General features: G+C 50.4%; 12 protein-coding genes. 9 read left to right on the top strand and 3 right to left on the bottom strand.

Annotated features, from left to right (window positions below; genetic code table 11):
- The first annotated feature begins 186 nt into the window (after window positions 1-186).
- From AB2U10_RS13645 to AB2U10_RS13655, 3 genes are all read left to right on the top strand, one after another.
- Complete coding sequence (locus AB2U10_RS13645; protein WP_493820599.1) at window positions 187-1,302, top strand: DEAD/DEAH box helicase; 1,116 nt, start codon at window positions 187-189, stop codon at window positions 1,300-1,302.
- A 19-nt stretch (window positions 1,303-1,321) separates the two neighbouring features.
- The gene (locus AB2U10_RS13650; RefSeq protein ID WP_367915403.1) at window positions 1,322-1,759 is read left to right on the top strand and encodes a cold-shock protein; all 438 of its coding nucleotides are present in this window, start codon (window positions 1,322-1,324) and stop codon (window positions 1,757-1,759) included.
- Between the two features lie 97 nt (window positions 1,760-1,856).
- Window positions 1,857-3,347 (top strand): acyl-CoA dehydrogenase family protein, encoded by a 1,491-nt coding sequence (locus tag AB2U10_RS13655; RefSeq protein ID WP_367915402.1) that lies wholly within the window; start codon window positions 1,857-1,859, stop codon window positions 3,345-3,347.
- Here AB2U10_RS13655 and AB2U10_RS13660 read toward each other — a convergent pair.
- Window positions 3,340-4,038, bottom strand: a complete 699-nt coding sequence (locus AB2U10_RS13660) for a DUF6962 family protein (RefSeq protein ID WP_367915401.1) — start codon at window positions 4,036-4,038, stop codon at window positions 3,340-3,342. The genes AB2U10_RS13655 and AB2U10_RS13660 overlap by 8 nt on opposite strands.
- A gap of 179 nt (window positions 4,039-4,217) precedes the next feature.
- Between AB2U10_RS13660 and AB2U10_RS13665 the strand changes: the two genes are divergently transcribed.
- On the top strand, window positions 4,218-4,541 hold the full coding sequence (locus AB2U10_RS13665; protein ID WP_367915400.1) for a DUF6787 family protein: 324 nt from the start codon (window positions 4,218-4,220) through the stop codon (window positions 4,539-4,541).
- Window positions 4,542-4,794: 253 nt separating this feature from the next.
- Window positions 4,795-5,451 (top strand): DUF6624 domain-containing protein, encoded by a 657-nt coding sequence (locus AB2U10_RS13670; protein ID WP_367915399.1) that lies wholly within the window; start codon window positions 4,795-4,797, stop codon window positions 5,449-5,451.
- A 73-nt stretch (window positions 5,452-5,524) separates the two neighbouring features.
- On the opposite strand, the gene AB2U10_RS13675 is transcribed toward AB2U10_RS13670, so the two are convergent.
- On the bottom strand, window positions 5,525-5,893 hold the full coding sequence (locus tag AB2U10_RS13675) for a hypothetical protein (protein ID WP_367915398.1): 369 nt from the start codon (window positions 5,891-5,893) through the stop codon (window positions 5,525-5,527).
- A gap of 144 nt (window positions 5,894-6,037) precedes the next feature.
- Here AB2U10_RS13675 and AB2U10_RS13680 point away from each other — a divergent pair, with 144 nt between their 5' ends.
- The 4 genes from AB2U10_RS13680 (at window position 6,038) to AB2U10_RS13695 (ending at window position 15,464) form a co-directional block, all read left to right on the top strand.
- Complete coding sequence (locus AB2U10_RS13680; RefSeq protein ID WP_367915397.1) at window positions 6,038-9,247, top strand: serine hydrolase domain-containing protein; 3,210 nt, start codon at window positions 6,038-6,040, stop codon at window positions 9,245-9,247.
- A 63-nt stretch (window positions 9,248-9,310) separates the two neighbouring features.
- Complete coding sequence (locus AB2U10_RS13685; RefSeq protein WP_367915396.1) at window positions 9,311-11,299, top strand: DUF3858 domain-containing protein; 1,989 nt, start codon at window positions 9,311-9,313, stop codon at window positions 11,297-11,299.
- Window positions 11,296-13,212, top strand: coding sequence for a DUF3858 domain-containing protein (locus AB2U10_RS13690; RefSeq protein ID WP_367915395.1), 1,917 nt, complete (start codon window positions 11,296-11,298; stop codon window positions 13,210-13,212). The genes AB2U10_RS13685 and AB2U10_RS13690 overlap by 4 nt, the downstream gene beginning before the upstream one ends.
- An 86-nt stretch (window positions 13,213-13,298) precedes the next feature.
- Complete coding sequence (locus AB2U10_RS13695) at window positions 13,299-15,464, top strand: S9 family peptidase (protein WP_367915394.1); 2,166 nt, start codon at window positions 13,299-13,301, stop codon at window positions 15,462-15,464.
- A gap of 34 nt (window positions 15,465-15,498) precedes the next feature.
- Here the strand turns inward: AB2U10_RS13695 and AB2U10_RS13700 are convergent, their stop codons facing one another.
- The gene (locus tag AB2U10_RS13700) at window positions 15,499-16,320 is read right to left on the bottom strand and encodes a fumarylacetoacetate hydrolase family protein (RefSeq protein ID WP_367915393.1); all 822 of its coding nucleotides are present in this window, start codon (window positions 16,318-16,320) and stop codon (window positions 15,499-15,501) included.

A 16,320-nucleotide genomic window follows, 5' to 3' on the forward strand; every position in this document is an offset into this window, starting at 1 on the left:
CGAACTGTAGCGCATTAATATGGAAAATAAATAGGATATTTGCGAAAAAACAGGTACATTTACGGAATATTTGGCTTCTGCCTTGCTTATTCTGCATAGTTAGGAATTCCCTATCTCAGTTTTCGCGTTATCAGCTGCCCCCTCCCGGAGGAAAACCGGTGGTATTAACATTAAATGACTTACATTTTGGATTTTAAAGAATTAAACCTGATTGAGCCTCTTTCCCGGGCTGTAGAGGAGGCCGGTTATTCACGCCCTACAGAAATACAGGCCAAAGCTATCCCCATCATTTTAGAAGGAAGAGATATCATAGGATGCGCACAAACAGGAACGGGTAAAACAGGGGCTTTTGCCATTCCCCTGCTGCAGCGCCTGGAACAGGAAAAGCCGGCCGGAAAGGGTTTGCGGGTGCTTATCCTGACCCCTACGCGGGAGCTGGCCATACAAATCGACGAGAATTTTAAAATTTACGGGAAATACCTGCGTATAAAAACCCTATGTGTTTACGGCGGAGTAGCCCTGCCGCCCCAGGCCCGTGCGCTTAAGCAGGGTGGGGATGTGCTCATTGCCACGCCGGGCCGGCTGCTGGACCTCATCCAGCAGAAATATGCCGATATCTCTTCTGTGCACACTTTTGTGCTGGATGAGGCTGACCGCATGCTGGACATGGGTTTTATCCACGATGTAAAGAGGGTGAATGCCTACCTGAAGAACCGGAAACAAACCCTTTTCTTCTCGGCTACCCTGCCTGACGCGGCCAGGAAGCTGGCGGCATCCATGCTGACCCGCCCTGCTACGGTTTCGGTAACGCCGGTATCTTCTGCGGCAGAGACCATCCGGCAGGGAGTATATTTTGTAAACAAGCAGGAAAAAACCAACCTGCTGATAGATATTCTGAAAGAAAGAACGGAGAGCCGGTCGCTGATCTTTACGCGTACCCGCCACGGTGCCGAACGCCTGGCTAAAAAGCTGGCCAAGTCGGGTATCACGGCTACGGCCATCCACGGAAGTAAATCCCAGAACGCCCGTCAGCGCGCACTGGAAGATTTTAAGAATTTCAGGGCACCGGTACTTATTGCTACCGACATTGCAGCGAGGGGGATTGATATTGAGGCGCTTCCCTTTGTGGTCAATTATGAGCTTCCGGATGTGCCCGAAACCTATGTTCACCGCATAGGACGTACAGGCCGGGCAGGCGTATCAGGCGATGCCGTGTCTTTCTGCGATAAGGGAGAAGAAGGAAGCAACCTGGCTGCCATACAGAAGCTGATAGGCTTTGAGATACCTGTGATCAAATTATAAACTAAATTATAGATTAAATATGAGTGATTCTTTTTCAAAAAAAGAAAAGATAAAAAAGAAAGCAAAGAAGAAAGAAGACCGGGCCCAGCGGATTGAAGACAGGAAGAGCAGTAACAACAAGGGCAAAAGTCTGGAAGAAATGATGGTATATGTAGATGCGAACGGTAACCTGACTTCTGCTCCCGTTGATATTCATCACCGTCCGGAAATTAACCCGGAAGATATTCAGCTGGGGGCTGCCCCGGTGGTAAAAGAAGAAACGGAATGGCGTGGTACCGTGGCATTTTTCAGTGATAAAGGCTATGGTTTTATCAACAGCGCTAATTCAGGGGATAAAATTTTTGTACACCGGAACGACCTGGAGGAGCCGGTTCAGGAAAGAGATAAGGTGGTTTTTTCCGTTGAGAAAAGGGAAAGAGGCCTGGTGGCCGTCCGGGTAAGAAAGGTAAAATCATAAAGTTTATAGATATTTATGAGTCAGATCATAGTTTTTTTACAGGTCTAATCCATATTTTTGTAAAGTTTTTTTAGTTTTAGGCGGGTAAAACAGAACCATGACAGAAAATTTTGACGTATTTATCGACCGCTTCAAGGGCCGGTTGAAATCTTTGTTCCATGATGAATCCAATATTAATGAGCTAAGCCTGAATCGCGGGCTGCCGGATAATGTATGGAGCGGCATCATGGAAATGAATCCATTATCGGTAGCCATACCGCGGGAGTTCGGAGGCCGGGGAGCCGAAGTAAAAGAGTGCCTGGGCATTCTTTCGGCCGCTTCTTATGAAGCTTTGCCGCTTTCACTCACCTTCGGGATCAACATAGCCCTTTTCCTGGAACCCCTGGCCAAATACGGAAACCCGGAAATACAATCGCCCATTTTCGACCGGTTCATAAAAGACCAGGCCATGGGCGGCCTGATGATCACAGAACCCGATTACGGCAGCGATGCGCTGAACATGCGTACCAGCTACCATGAAACCGAAACGGGCTATGCCATCAAAGGCCAGAAGCACTGGCAGGGGCTGACCGGCATGGCCGATTTCTGGATCGTGGCTGCCCGTAAAAAAGTACAGGAAAACGACCTGGCCCGCGATGTGGAATTTTTTGTAACGGATAACAGCCGCCCGGAACAGAAAATCGTGGTAGAACATTATTTCAATAACCTGGGACTCTACATGATTCCCTACGGGCTGAATACAATAGATGTACAGGTACCGCATAACCAGAAGCTGATTCAGCACAGCACCGGAATAAAAATGATGCTCGACATCCTGCACCGGAGCCGCCTGCAGTTCCCGGGAATGGGCATGGGCTTTATCCAACGGATGCTGGATGAGGCGTTGTCGCACACCACCCAAAGAAAAGTGGGCGGACAGCCTCTTTCGGTGATGGACTCCGTGCGGTTCCAGCTTTCGCGTATCCAGGCTGCCTATACGCTGGCCTCGGGCATGTGTGCCCACAGCTCTTCCATGAGCGGCATAGCGTTTGATGTGGCCGGTGAAGGCCTGCAGGCCAACAGTATGAAAGCGCTGGTAACCGACCTGATGCAGGAATCGGCGCAGATCTGCGTGCAGCTTTCAGGCTCAAGCGGCTATAAAATTGATCATATTGCCGGGCGCGGAATCGTAGACAGCCGGCCCTTCCAGATCTTTGAAGGCTCTAATGAAATGCTGTATACCCAGATTTCGGAGATCCTGGTGAAGCAGATGAAAAAGCAGAAGATCAGTAATTTTAACGAATACCTGTCTTTGTTTGAGCATACGGCGCGGGTGGCGCCCCTGTTCCGCCAGCATCTTAATTTTGAGCTACCTGCCGTATTGGTACAGCGGCAAACCGTGGTGCTGGGTAAGATCATTGCCCGCCTGGTTTGTCTTCAGTATGTAGACGAAATGGTGGAAAAAGGCTTCCGGAAGGATCTGTTTGATAACTGTATCAAGCATATGCGTATGGATATCAAGAAGCTGTCAACCGACCTGTCGGATTACAACAATGCCGAACCGATCATTGATTACCAGGAAGGTTCTGCCTGGGCTGATTTTATTTGATATGGCCGGGGCGTTGCACGCAACGCCCCGATCTCATTAACCCGCGCGATCCCCGGTAAAAATAGATAGCCCCGATAAACATGAACATATGGGCCAGGTCAGCATGGTTGAACCACCGGCTGATGCCGAGCCGGGCTACAAACACCACGGCACACACAAAAATCCATCCCACCCCGATCATCAGGTCTTTCATGGCTTCAGGATGATTGTTTTTTCGGTAATTGTATACGCAGAAGCTGAAAACCACCACCAGGAAACCGTACGTAGAGTGAATCTGCACGTACAGGAAATTCAGCGTGCCGAAGGCCAGGGTCATAAAGGCCAGCAGCTCAATGATATTAAACACCGAGAAGAGCCGGAGCATCTGCGGGCTCAGCCGGGTAGCGGAAAAGTGAATCATGACGCGCTCCAGCAGGTTTACGGCTATCATGCTCAGCAGCCAGCCCGGCAGCTTCCAGAAAAAGCCCAGCGCATACAGGAAACCGTGCCCGATAATACCGCCCAGGAGCGTGGCTACCCCCATCAGGAAGAAATACAGGAGGATCTGCCGGTGCATCCGGCTGCCGTTGTAAAGCGATTTTAATTTCCAGGCACAAACCAGGCAGGTAACCCCTACCAGCACATCCGTAGCCATGGTTACGGGTTCATCAATGCGTATTCCGAAAGGAAAGATAGAGGGTTGTTCTGTCATGCCCGGGTATATTTTTCAAAGATAAGCATGCAGCGGTATTCTGCCGGACGGTTTCCTGCGAATATATTGCACTTTTATATCCGGAAATCTAAAAAGGGGCTTAATTTTGCGGTACGGCCTGCCTGCCGGTAAATAGCCGGAGAGGCCGGGTACTTTAAAATTGTTGGGTGTAGTTTATAATGGATAATCAGCAGAAATCTACCGTTCTTACCCGGTTACAGGAAAAATGGGGGCTGGAAAACCTCTTCCAGGTGATAGCCGTTTTAGTTGTATTTTCATTGGCGGGGTCGTCAGTGGTATTTCTCCGGAAAACCCTCTTCGGTTTCCTGGGCTATGATGAGCATACAGCCATGTGGCTGAAGACCCTCACCTATATTTTGTTTGTTTTTCCCGCTTACCAGGCGCTGCTGCTGACCTACGGTTTTGTTCTGGGCCAGTTCAGCTTTTTCTGGGAAAAAGAAAAGAAAATGGGGAAATGGATTGCAGGTAAATTCCGGCGGTAAAACGGAGAGCCGTTTCGTTTGCAGCCTGTTTATGGAAAAGCGGTTTAACCTTCCGATCCGCATATTGCTATGTACGTGGATTACTGCTGATCAAGGTTTACCGGAGTTTAGCAGGCAATGCCCCCAAACCCTTTTTGAAAGGGAAAACTACCCGGGAATGAAGATACTTTCCGGTCTATCCGCGACTGATATTCTAAATTTATAATTTTTCCGTTTAATTTCCGGTTATTTTGCGGCACTTAATAATTGTATCATGAGAAAATGGAAGTATATACTGCCTTGTACCGTGCTGATGCTTACGGGTTGTACGAAGCGATTGTCAGAAAAGAAGAAGACAGAATTACAGGATGAGCTGAAAAGAATGGTGGCGGTGGATCAGGAAGCAGCCTGGGTTCGGCCGGAAAAATACAAGGATTATTCCGGGGAGCGCTGGGAGCAGTTTAAAGACAGTGTTTTTACCACGCATACGCTCAGGCTTGAAGAAATATACAGGAAACATGGTTTTATGGGCTTCGACAAAGTGGGCGAGGAGGGCTCCAACCATTTCTGGCTGATGGTGCAGCATGCGGATAAATACCCTGATTTTCAGAAAAAGATTCTGAGAGCCATGGATAAGGAGGTGAAGAAGGGTAACGCCAATCCGCGAAATTATGCGTATTTATACGATCGTGTCCGGATCAATGCCGGACAAAAGCAGCGGTTCGGAACGCAGGTAGATTATGACGTGGACGGCACCGGCAGGGCCCGGCCTAAGTCAGGCCTTTCTGACTCAACCCATGTGGATGAAATCAGGAAGCAGTACCAGCTGGAACCTTTGAAAGAGTACCTGAACATGATGACTGAAATGCATTATGAGATGAATAAAAAGCATTATGAAAGTAAAGGAATAATGAAACCGGATTTGTATTAATTATTTTAGACTGCTGTATTCCAAAAGGTTTTCAGGCAGCTTTCCGGTTCCATTATTTCCGGCTTTAAATGATCTAATCCTCCAGCGAATTTTTGACCGCTTTGCACATTTTCTGAATCCTCAGGTAATTCTCTTCCGAGTTTTTACTTCTTTCGCAAACAATTTCCAGGAAGCCCGGCCGGGATCTGATATAGAAAAACATGCCGTTATCAAAACCCATATCCGCATCCAGTTCCGCATTTACAAAAGACATCCCGGCGTCTTTCAGGTGCCTGGAAAGAATATTCTGTACGGTGCCCGTTTCTGAGTCGGGGTAGTCAGCCGTAAACTCGTAGACGAGGTCGTCGGTCACTTTTTCAGTGATGTGCAGTCCCCCGTGCCCGTTGTGCCGGCACATGAGAAACAGGGGAGATAACAGGACAGTTAGCCATAGCTTTTTCATAGATTTTTCATTTTTGCTTCAAAAATAATATATAGCATAGTATTATGCAATACAAAGTACTATTTTTTACATTGATTTAAAAATTACCCGCTTTTATAGACCTTCCGGCCTTTTTGCTTATTTTTGAGGATTACCTTACATACTATGCGATACCTCATTGTCCTGCTCCTGGTCTCCTTTGCCGGCTTTTCTCAGAAGAAACCCGATTTCCTTGTTCAAACCAACGAAAAATGGGTGGATTCGGTTTTCAATACCTTAACACTGGACGATAAAGTAGGGCAGGTGCTCATGCCCCGGGGTAATTTCTCGGGAAAAGGCTATGAGCCGGAAAAGCTGAAAGAGTGGGTGCGCAATTATAAGCTTGGCGGAGTGGTTTTTTTTGCCGGGCAGCCCACCGTTCAGGCACAGATTACCAATGAGCTGCAAAGCATCAGCAAAGTACCGCTGATGATAGGCGTAGACATGGAATGGGGGCTGGCTATGCGGCTTGACAGCACCGTTCGTTTTCCCTTCCAGATGACTTTGGGCGCCATGCAGGGCGGTGACGACCTGCTGTACCGTATGGGCGTGGAAGTAGGCCGGCAGTCGAGGCGTATGGGCATCCATATCAATTACGCGCCGGTGGTAGACATCAACAATAACCCGAAAAACCCGGTGATCAACTTCCGTTCTTTCGGAGAAGACAAGATCAGCGTAGCCAATAAATCACTGGCCTTTATGAAAGGAATGCAGTCGCAACGGCTGCTGACCACGGCGAAGCATTTCCCGGGGCACGGCGATACCGGCACCGACTCGCACTACGATCTGCCCGTTATTGCACACCCCAAAGAATACCTGAAAGACAATGAGCTGTTCCCCTTTAAATACCTGATCGATAACGGGCTGAGCGGCGTGATGACCGCCCATTTGAATATTCCCTCGCTGGAACCCAAACAGGGCCTGGCCTCCACCTTCTCTTCCCGGATTGTCGGCGATCTTTTGCGGAAAGAGCTGGGCTTTGAAGGCCTGACCTTTACCGATGCTATGGACATGCAGGGAGCGGTGAAGAATTACAAGCCCGGTGAGGCCATGGTAGAGGCTTTCCTGGCCGGGAACGATGTGCTGGAAACTTTTATGGACGTGCCGGTAGCTTTTGATGCCCTTAAAGCCGCTGTAGAATCGGGGAAGATCCCCGTGAAGCTGCTGGATGAGCGGGTAAAAAGAATTCTGAAGGCCAAGGCCTGGGTGGGCCTTGACCGGTATGAGCCGGTAAAAACAGAGGGGCTGATCGAAGACCTGAACACCGCGGAGTCGGACTTCCTGAACCGGGTAATGGCCGAAAGAACGCTCGTTGCCCTGGAAACCGCTAATCTCCCGGTAAAAGACCTGCGGCAGAATACGCTGGTGGTTTCGGTAGGGGCCGAAGGGAAGACCTATTTTCAGCAAATGGCGGAAAACTATACGCTGACCGACCGGGTGAGCATCTCTAAGAATACGGGAGTGGATACCCTGAGGACTAAGCTGGCCGCCGGGCAGAACCTGGTCATCGGTTTGCACCTGAACAATAACCGTCCCGGTGCCAATTATGGTTTCGAACCGTATATGCAGGACGTGCTGAATGAGCTGGCCGGACGGGATAACACCGTCCTGGTGGTCTTCGGCAACCCGTATGTGCTGGATAAAATTGAGAATGTCGGTAAATTCAGCTCGCTGGTGATGGCCAATCAGTCGACCCGCTATATGGAAGAAGCGGCTGCTATGGCGGTTTTCGGGGGAATCGAGATGAACGGGCGCCTTCCGGTTACCGTAAACGATACCTTCCGGCTGGGTGCCGGTACCTGGGTGCAGAAAAACGGCCGCCTGGCTTACGGAACACCGGAAATGGTGGGGCTTGACAGCCGCGTTCTCCAGGCCCGGGTAGATTCGGTGATGCAGCTGGGTATCCGCGAAAAAGCCTATCCCGGCGCCGTGCTTGAAATTGCCAAAGACGGCCGCGTAATTTACCAGAAGCCCTACGGCTTTCATACCTACGAGGAGGCCGAACGGTACAGCGGTACGGTAACCGGTGCCGATACCTATTCGGCTACCAACCCGGCAGAGGTCATGGACAGCAAAAATGTGAGCACATCTGTAGTGAAGGCGGTTTCTGAAGGCCGGAAAGCCGGGGGAGCTGTAGATGTGAATGACATTTATGACTTTGCCAGCGTGACCAAGGTCAGCACCTCGGCCCTGGCCGTAATGGAGCTGATGAGCCAGGGAAAATTTGACCTTGACAAGACATTTGCCGACTATTACCCCGAGTTTAAAAACAGCAACAAGGCCGGCCTGACCTTCCGGGATATGCTGACACACCGGTCGGGGCTGAAGGCGTGGATTCCCTTCTGGATGGACTGTGTTGACTCGGTGGCTACGCTGAAGAAGGCGGTTTTGCTGCACCCGGAAATGGAGCAGTTGTTTATCCGGGAGACCCGCCCAAAGACCTTCTGGGATAAGCTGTTCGGTCGGGCACCCAAATACTTCATTAATTACGAAAAGAACCTCAGAGAGAATAAGGGGATCTGGCAGAAAGCGCTGAGCACGGAGTCGATCACCTGGTACCCGGGTATTTTCTCTAACCGGAGATCGGAGCAGTACAGCGTGGAAATTGCGGATACGCTCTTTATGAACCGCGACAGGATGGCGTATATCTTTAAGCAGATCGAAGTGTCGCCGGTGAACCCCTCGCAGGGATATGTATACTCGGATCTGCACTATTATACTTATCCTATATTCATGGAAAGGCTCACCGGGAAAAAATGGGAGAATTTCCTGAAAGAAACCTATCACGCCCTGGGTGCTTATACGCTGACCTATAATCCGCGGCGTTTCTTCGGCCTGGAACGGATCGTACCTACGGAAAAAGATACGCTGTTCCGGAAAACGCAGATTCACGGCAGGGTACACGATGAAGGGGCCGGCATGCTTAACGGTATTTCGGGCCATGCGGGCCTTTTCGGCAGCGCCAACGACCTCACCAAGCTCATGCAGATGTACCTGCAGAAAGGGCAATATGGCGGAGAAGCGTTTATCCGGCCTGAGGTGCTGAAAGAAGTAACCGCTTACCAGTTTCCTGAAGAGGGCAACCGCCGGGCCATTGCCTTTGACAAGCTGGATTTCAATAAAGCCATTACCAACGGCCCGCAGATGGCCTCACCGGAAAGCTACGGCCATTCGGGTTATACCGGAACATTTACCTGGGTAGACCCGAAGTACAACCTGGTGTATGTTTTCCTGTCGAACCGGGTATATCCCACCCGCGACAACGTGAAGATATCGACGCTTGACCTGCGTACGGCGGTAGGAGATGAGATCATCAAAACCATACAGGGAAAATGAGCCCGGCAGTCGCGTAATACGGAGAGCAAACTGCCGTTATTCAGAATGGATTAACATATTTCTATGACACAATTTAATTTTAAATGCATTGCATTACTGTTGCTTGTCAATGTTTCACTTTACGCACAACCGGAAGGGGTACCCTTTGGAAAAGTAACCACCGCTGACCTGTTGCAGAAAGTGTACCCGGCAGACAGTACGGCAGAAGCCGTTATCCTGTACAATTATGCGTACACCTATTTTACGTATAGCGAAAACAGCGGAATCAGCATTAACACCGACTACTACGCCAGGAAGAGGATCCTGTCGGAAAATGCAACCGACCTGGGCATACTGGATATTATGTACCTCGAGCCGGGGTACCGGAAAGGTGAAACGATTGAATCGTTTATGGGAAGGACCTACTGGCTGGAAAACGGGCAGATGAAATATGCGGACGTCTCTGCCAAAGATATCTTTGACCGGAAGCTTCAGAATACGTGGTATGCCAGGAAGGTAGCCTTTCCGAACGTTACCAGTGACTGCATTATTGAATATACCTACACGCTGTCAACACCCATGAATATCCGGGATAAGCCCCGCTCGTGGTATTTTCAGACCCAATACCCGGTATTGTACAGCGAATACAATATCAACTTCCCGAATTTCGTGGATTATAACATGCTGTTGACGGGATATGTGCCGGTCAGTGAGAAAAAAACCGAAAAAAGGAACATGGATGTGGGCCATTCGTCGCTGAACGGCATGGGCAATTATTACCAGTATATCCTGAGAAATATTCCGGCTTTTAAAGACGAGCCCTACACCAGCGCCCGTGATAATTTTATCTCCAAGCTGAACTTTGAGCTCGTAAAGTCCCGTATCGGCGGATCGCCTGCAGATTATTCCACCACCTGGACAGCCCTCAACTCATTCCTGATCAGCAGCGAATACTTCGGGAAAATTATATTGCGCAAGACCGGTTTTCTGAAAGACGAGGTGGGCCGGTTTAATGGGATATCGGACCCGAAAGAGCGCCTCAGGGCGGCGTATAAGGAATGGAACGGCCGTTTTGCAATAGACGATGAACGGGGAAGCGTATTTCTCAAAAACGAGCAGAAAAAAGTGCTGGACAACCGGAGAGGAACGCCCAACCAGGTCAACAGCCTGTTTATCAGCCTGCTTCGGGAGATGGACTTTGATGCTAACCCTGTGCTTCTCAGCAGAAGGAGCAACGGGGCGATCAACAAGGACTGGCCCACGATCGACAGCTTTGATTACATCATTGCCAAAGTTACCCTGGGAGAGGAGACGTTCCTGATCGATATCACCGATAAAGCGCTTCCCATGGGGGTATTGCCTTTTGAATGCCTGAATTTTACCGGTTTTGAAGTAAAAAAAGGCGGCGGCAGCTTTGTGGATATCGTACCCAAATCCAAATACTGGGAAACCGCCAGCTTTGTGTCGGAAATTGACCTGGAAAATAAGCAGGTGAAAGGGAAGGCCGAACGCAGCTACCTGGGCTACAGCGGCGCAGAAATCAGGAGGGCGTATTATGCCAAAGGCCATGACTTTGAATCGGAATTTAAGGAAAAGCTGGGTTTTCAGGGTATTGAGAACCTCGAAATTGCCAACCTGGAAGACAATATGATGCCCCTGATTGCAAAATATACGTTCAGCTACGGAGAACAGGAACTGGAGGATCCCGAATACATTTACTTCAATCCCATGCTTAGTGAGCGGATGAAAAAGAACCCGTTTACCCTGGAAGAACGGATGTACCCCGTAGACTTCGGCTGGGGATACGAAGAGGTATTCTCCCATACGGTGAAGATACCGGAAGGCTACCAGGTGGAATCTGCCCCCAAATCAGAAGGCTACGCCCTGCCCGATAATTCGGCCCGTTATACCTACCAGCTTTCGGTGAATGAAGCCCAGGGAAGCATCCAGACACTGACCCGGTTTTTTATCAAAAATCCGGTGTATTATGCAGAGTCTTACCACCACCTGAAAGAACTTTTCAGCTATATGGTAAAGAAGGGGAATGAACAAATCGTATTTAAAAAGAAGTGAGAAACCGGGTCATCTTTATCTTTTTTTGCTTTTTAGGCCTATCCCGGGTAACCGCACAGGGGATTGACCTGGCGTCTTTGTCCCCCGAATTGCTGAAAGGGGCCAATGCCGTGATCGTCCGGGAAGAAACCGATGTTACGGTAGAAAAGCTGAACAAGGTCAGCACCCGGAAGCGCCGGGTAGTGGCTATACTCAATAAGCAGGGAGAAGCTGCCTTTGAAACGTACTCTGCCTATTATGATGGTTTTAATAAGATCAGGAAAATAGAAGCTGCCGCTTACCGCCTGAACGGCGAGCTCATTGTAAAAAGTAAGAATGCCGATGTGCAGGACATGGCGGTAAACCCTTTTGAGCACGGGGTGACCGATGTGCGTGTAAAAAGCATTTCGATAGACCGGAAGCACCTGGTTATTCCTTACGTGCTTGAATTCAGGGTAGAGGAAGAAAGCAGCGCAACGTTTTTTTACGATGACTGGACCCCTGTGAATTTTCTCCATACGCCGGTTATTGAAAGCACATACCGCCTCAGAACCCCCGCGGGTATTGGTTACAGAACCCGGGAGATCCATCTTGACCAGCCTGCTGTTATCACGGAAAAAGACGGCTGGAAGACAGAAACCTGGAAATTGGAAAATTACAGGGCCGTTTCATCCGACAGGTACCTTCCGCCGAACTCGGTACCCCAGGTGTTTATAGAACCTCTTAACTTCCAGATCGATAAATACTCAGGCACTATTTCTTCCTGGAACGATATCGGCGATTTTTACCGAAGGCTGAACCAGGGGCGTGACGTATTGCCGGCCCCGGTCATTGCCAGGCTGAAAGAAGCCGTGGGAGATGCAACAGACCCGCTGGAAAAGGCACGCCGGGTGTACCGGTTTATGCAGGGACATACCCGTTATTTCAATGTTTCCTTCCGGCTGGGAGGCTGGCAGAGTGCACCGGCTGCGTTGGTGGCTGAAAAGGGGTATGGCGACTGCAAGGCCCTCACCAACTACACGCTTGCGCTTTTAAAAGAGGTGGGCGTGAAAGCCTGGCCGGCCCTGGTCAATTCAGGCGTGAGAACCGGCTATACCGAGCTGGATGATTTTCCGAGAAATGCTTTTAACCATATCATTGCATGTGTTCCTGCCGCCGGCGATACCGTCTGGCTGGAATGCACCAGCCAGACCAGCCCGTTCGGTTACCTGGGCAGCTTTACCGGTAACCGCAGGGCCCTCCTGATCACCGATGAGGGTTCGAGGCTGGTCAATACGCGCTCCTATAGCCCCGAAGAAAACGTGGTGGTCTCTTCCACCCGTATCCGCCTGCAGAAAGACGGCCCGGCAGAGGTCACGTACAGGAGCAGCTACAGTGGCATCCGCCGGGAAGAGGTTTACTCCCTGGCGTTAAGCAGAGACAGGGAGAAGCAAAAACGCTGGCTGACCGGGAAAACCGGGGTCTCGGATGCCGTTTGGGGGGATTTTCGCTTTGATCTTTCTGACGGTGAAGTCATCGAAACGGCCGCTTTAAAGGCACCGGCATTGGGCAGTATTTCAGGGGAACGGTTCTTTTTTCGTCCCCATGTAATCAATTCGGCTTTTTCATTCAACGGGGAAAACGAATTGCAGGAACAAACCGGGGAATTCTACCTCAATCCCAACCTGTTTTCTTTTACCGACAGCGATACCGTAACCGTGACTTTGCCGGCAGGGTATGCGCTGGAAAATAGGCCCAGGGACGTAAAGCTGGAGGCGCCTTTCGGGTACTACGAGGCAAAAGTGCTGGCCGAACAACCCGATGAGCTGCAATACATCAGGAACGTGAAGGTCAGCGGGGGGCACTACAGCCCGGAAGTATACCGGCAATGGATAGATTTCATTAAAGCTGTCAACCGGGCCGACGGGCAGCGGACAGTCCTTAAAAAAATCTAGTTTGATCTACCTTTTGGCCAAATTGGTTTCCTGAGCTGGCGGATGTTTTGTTTTTTTAGTAATTTAGAGGAAAAAAACACCGGATTATGCTCAGAAATATTACTTTAATTGCTCTCCTGCTGTTTTTCCATCTTTCCCATGCCCAATTCGGGGCCTCTTCTCAATGGACGGAAGACGGGAACGGAAATTATTCTGTAGAGAAAGGAGCTATTGTTAAAACCGACTTTAAAACAAGGGCAAAAGAAACCATTGTGCCGGCCGACTGGCTGATTCCGGCCGGAGCAGACAAGCCCCTGGCTGTACGAAGCTTTACTTTTTCGAAAGATTTTGGCTCCGTGCTGATATTTACCAATACCCGGCGGGTATGGCGTTACGATACCCGTGGAGATTACTGGTTGCTTGACCTGAAAACACACGGGTTGAAACAGCTGGGAAAAGAGCTGCCGGAGGCTTCGCTGATGTTTGCGAAAGTATCGCCTGACGGCACAAAAGCAGCCTATGTCAGCAGGAATAACCTGTACGTGGAGCAGCTGTCGAACGGCCGGGTTAAGCAGCTGACTTTTGGTAAGGGAAAGCTGATCAGCGGAACCTTTGACTGGGCCTATGAAGAGGAATTCGACTGCCGCGACGGTTTCCGGTGGAGCCCGGACAGCAAATCGATTGCCTTCTGGGAGGTGGATGCCAATACCATCCGCGACTTCTACATGATCAATACCACTGATTCTATTTATTCCTTCACCATACCGGTAGAATACCCGAAAGTAGGCGAGACCCCCTCGGCCTGCCGTATAGGCGTGGTGACCGTGGCAGACGGCAAGACGGTCTGGATGAAAGTGCCGGGCGACAGCCGGCAGCATTATATTCCCCGCATGGACTGGGCTGAAAACTCGGAGGAAGTGATTCTCCAGCAGCTGAACCGTAAGCAAAATCAAAGTAAGCTATATTATGCCAATGCCCGAACCGGCGAGGCAAAGGCATTTTACGAAGAGAAAGATGAAGCCTGGGTAGATGTAAGAACCAGCTGGGACGGAAGCCAGGGCGGATGGCGCTGGCTGAAAGGCAACAAAGACTTTCTCTGGATCAGTGAAAAAGACGGCTGGAACCACATTTTCAGGGTTTCGCGTGACGGCAGGAAAGAAACCCTCGTTACCCGGGGAGAGCTTGATGTGATCTCTCCGTTGGCGGTAGACGAGACCCGCGGCTTTGTCTATTACCTGGCGTCGCCGTTCAATGCCACGCAGAGATATCTTTACCGCTCACGCCTGGATGGCCAGGGAGAGGCCGAACGGGTAACACCGCAGGTGCTGGAAGGATCGCACAGCTACCAGATCTCGCCGAACGGCCTTTTTGCCGTACACGCTTTCAGCAATTACTATACGCCGCCCATGACAGAAGCCATTACGTTACCCGAACACCAGCCTATAAATGCAACGGAAAGCATCCTGGCCAGGTTTGACCCGGCTAAAAAGGCGCAGTCTAATGTGGAATTCTTTAAAGTGGTCACTGAAGACGATGTGGAAATGGACGGCTGGATGGCCAAACCGAAAAACTTTGACCCCGGCAGGAAATACCCGGTGCTGTTCCTGGTTTACGGAGAGCCGGCCGCGCAAACGGTCACCGACCGGTTTGGCATTGGCCGGAACGGCCTGTATGACGGCGATATGGCCGCAGACGGCTATATTTATATATCGGTAGATAACCGCGGAACGCCCGCTCCCAAAGGCCGGGCCTGGCGTAAGGCCATTTACCGGAATATCGGTATCCTGAATATCCGGGATCAGGCCATGGCCTGCAAAAAGATCATAGCTACTTACCCGTTTGTAGATGCCACCCGGATTGCGGTGCACGGATGGAGCGGAGGCGGCTCTTCCACGCTGAACCTGCTCTTTAAATATCCGGAGCTGTACCAGACCGGCATAGCAGGGGCAGCAGTAGCCAACCAGCTGACCTACGACAACATTTACCAGGAGCGGTATATGGGGCTTCCCCAGGAAAACCTGCAGGACTTTACAGAAGGCTCACCGGTGACCCATGCCCGGAACCTGAAAGGAAATTTGCTCTATATACACGGAACCGGTGACGATAACGTGCATTACCAGAATGCTGAAATGCTGATCAATGAGCTCATCAAATACAACCGCCAGTTCCAGTTTATGCCTTACCCGAACCGGAACCACGGCGTACGGGATAAACATCTGAATACACTGTTTACGAACTACCTGAAGCAGCATTGTCCGCCGGGGGCCCGATAGGGCCCCCGTAAGGGTTCTTTATGAAGAGATTCAGTTATTGTACGGGGTTTGCCAGTGTGCCGATCCCGTCAATGGTAATCAGGATCTGATCACCGCTTTTCAGCGTAAATTCATGATCCGGAACAATACCTGTGCCGGTCATGATGAAGCATCCGTAAGGGAAAGAACATTCACGGAAAACAAACGATACGAGCTCCTCTGGTGTTCGCTTCATCTGGCTGATGGCAATGGAAGATTGGAATACCGTGTGATCTTCACGCCGGATTTCCAGGTGGATGGACGTATCTGCAGAGAGCGGCTCTTCAGTGACCCGTATGCAGGGGCCTACCGAGGCGCAGCCGTCATACGTCTTGGCTTGGGGCAGGTAGAGCGGGTTTTCGCCTTCAATGCTCCGGCTGCTCATGTCGTTTCCGATGGTATAGCCTACAATTTTACCGGAAGAGGTGACCACCAGGGTCAATTCGGGCTCAGGAACATCCCAGCCTGAATCTTTCCGTATTCTTACCGGCTTTCCCGGATCAGATACCCGGTGAGCCGTAGCTTTAAAGAAGACCTCGGGGCGTTCGGCTTCGTAAACCCGGGCATAAAAATCACCACCACCGGCATCTTTGCTTTCTTCCTGCCGCCCCAGCTTGCTCCGGAGGTAGGTAACTCCGCAGGCCCAGAGCTCCTGCTTATCCAGTGGGGCCAGGATAGTGCCCGTGTCGCTTACCAGGGATGCACCGCGAAGATCCGCCTCTATTTTGGCCGCCAGGCGGTCGTCGTTGATGTACGTGTTCCAGTCCCGGTTTTCCAGGAGATAAAATTTGTTGTCTTTCTCAATTACAATTCCCTTTTCGGTTCTATATATTTTCAT

Origin of the sequence: Leadbetterella sp. DM7 (assembly GCF_040829825.2) — a bacterium.
Lineage (GTDB): Bacteria > Bacteroidota > Bacteroidia > Cytophagales > Spirosomataceae > Leadbetterella.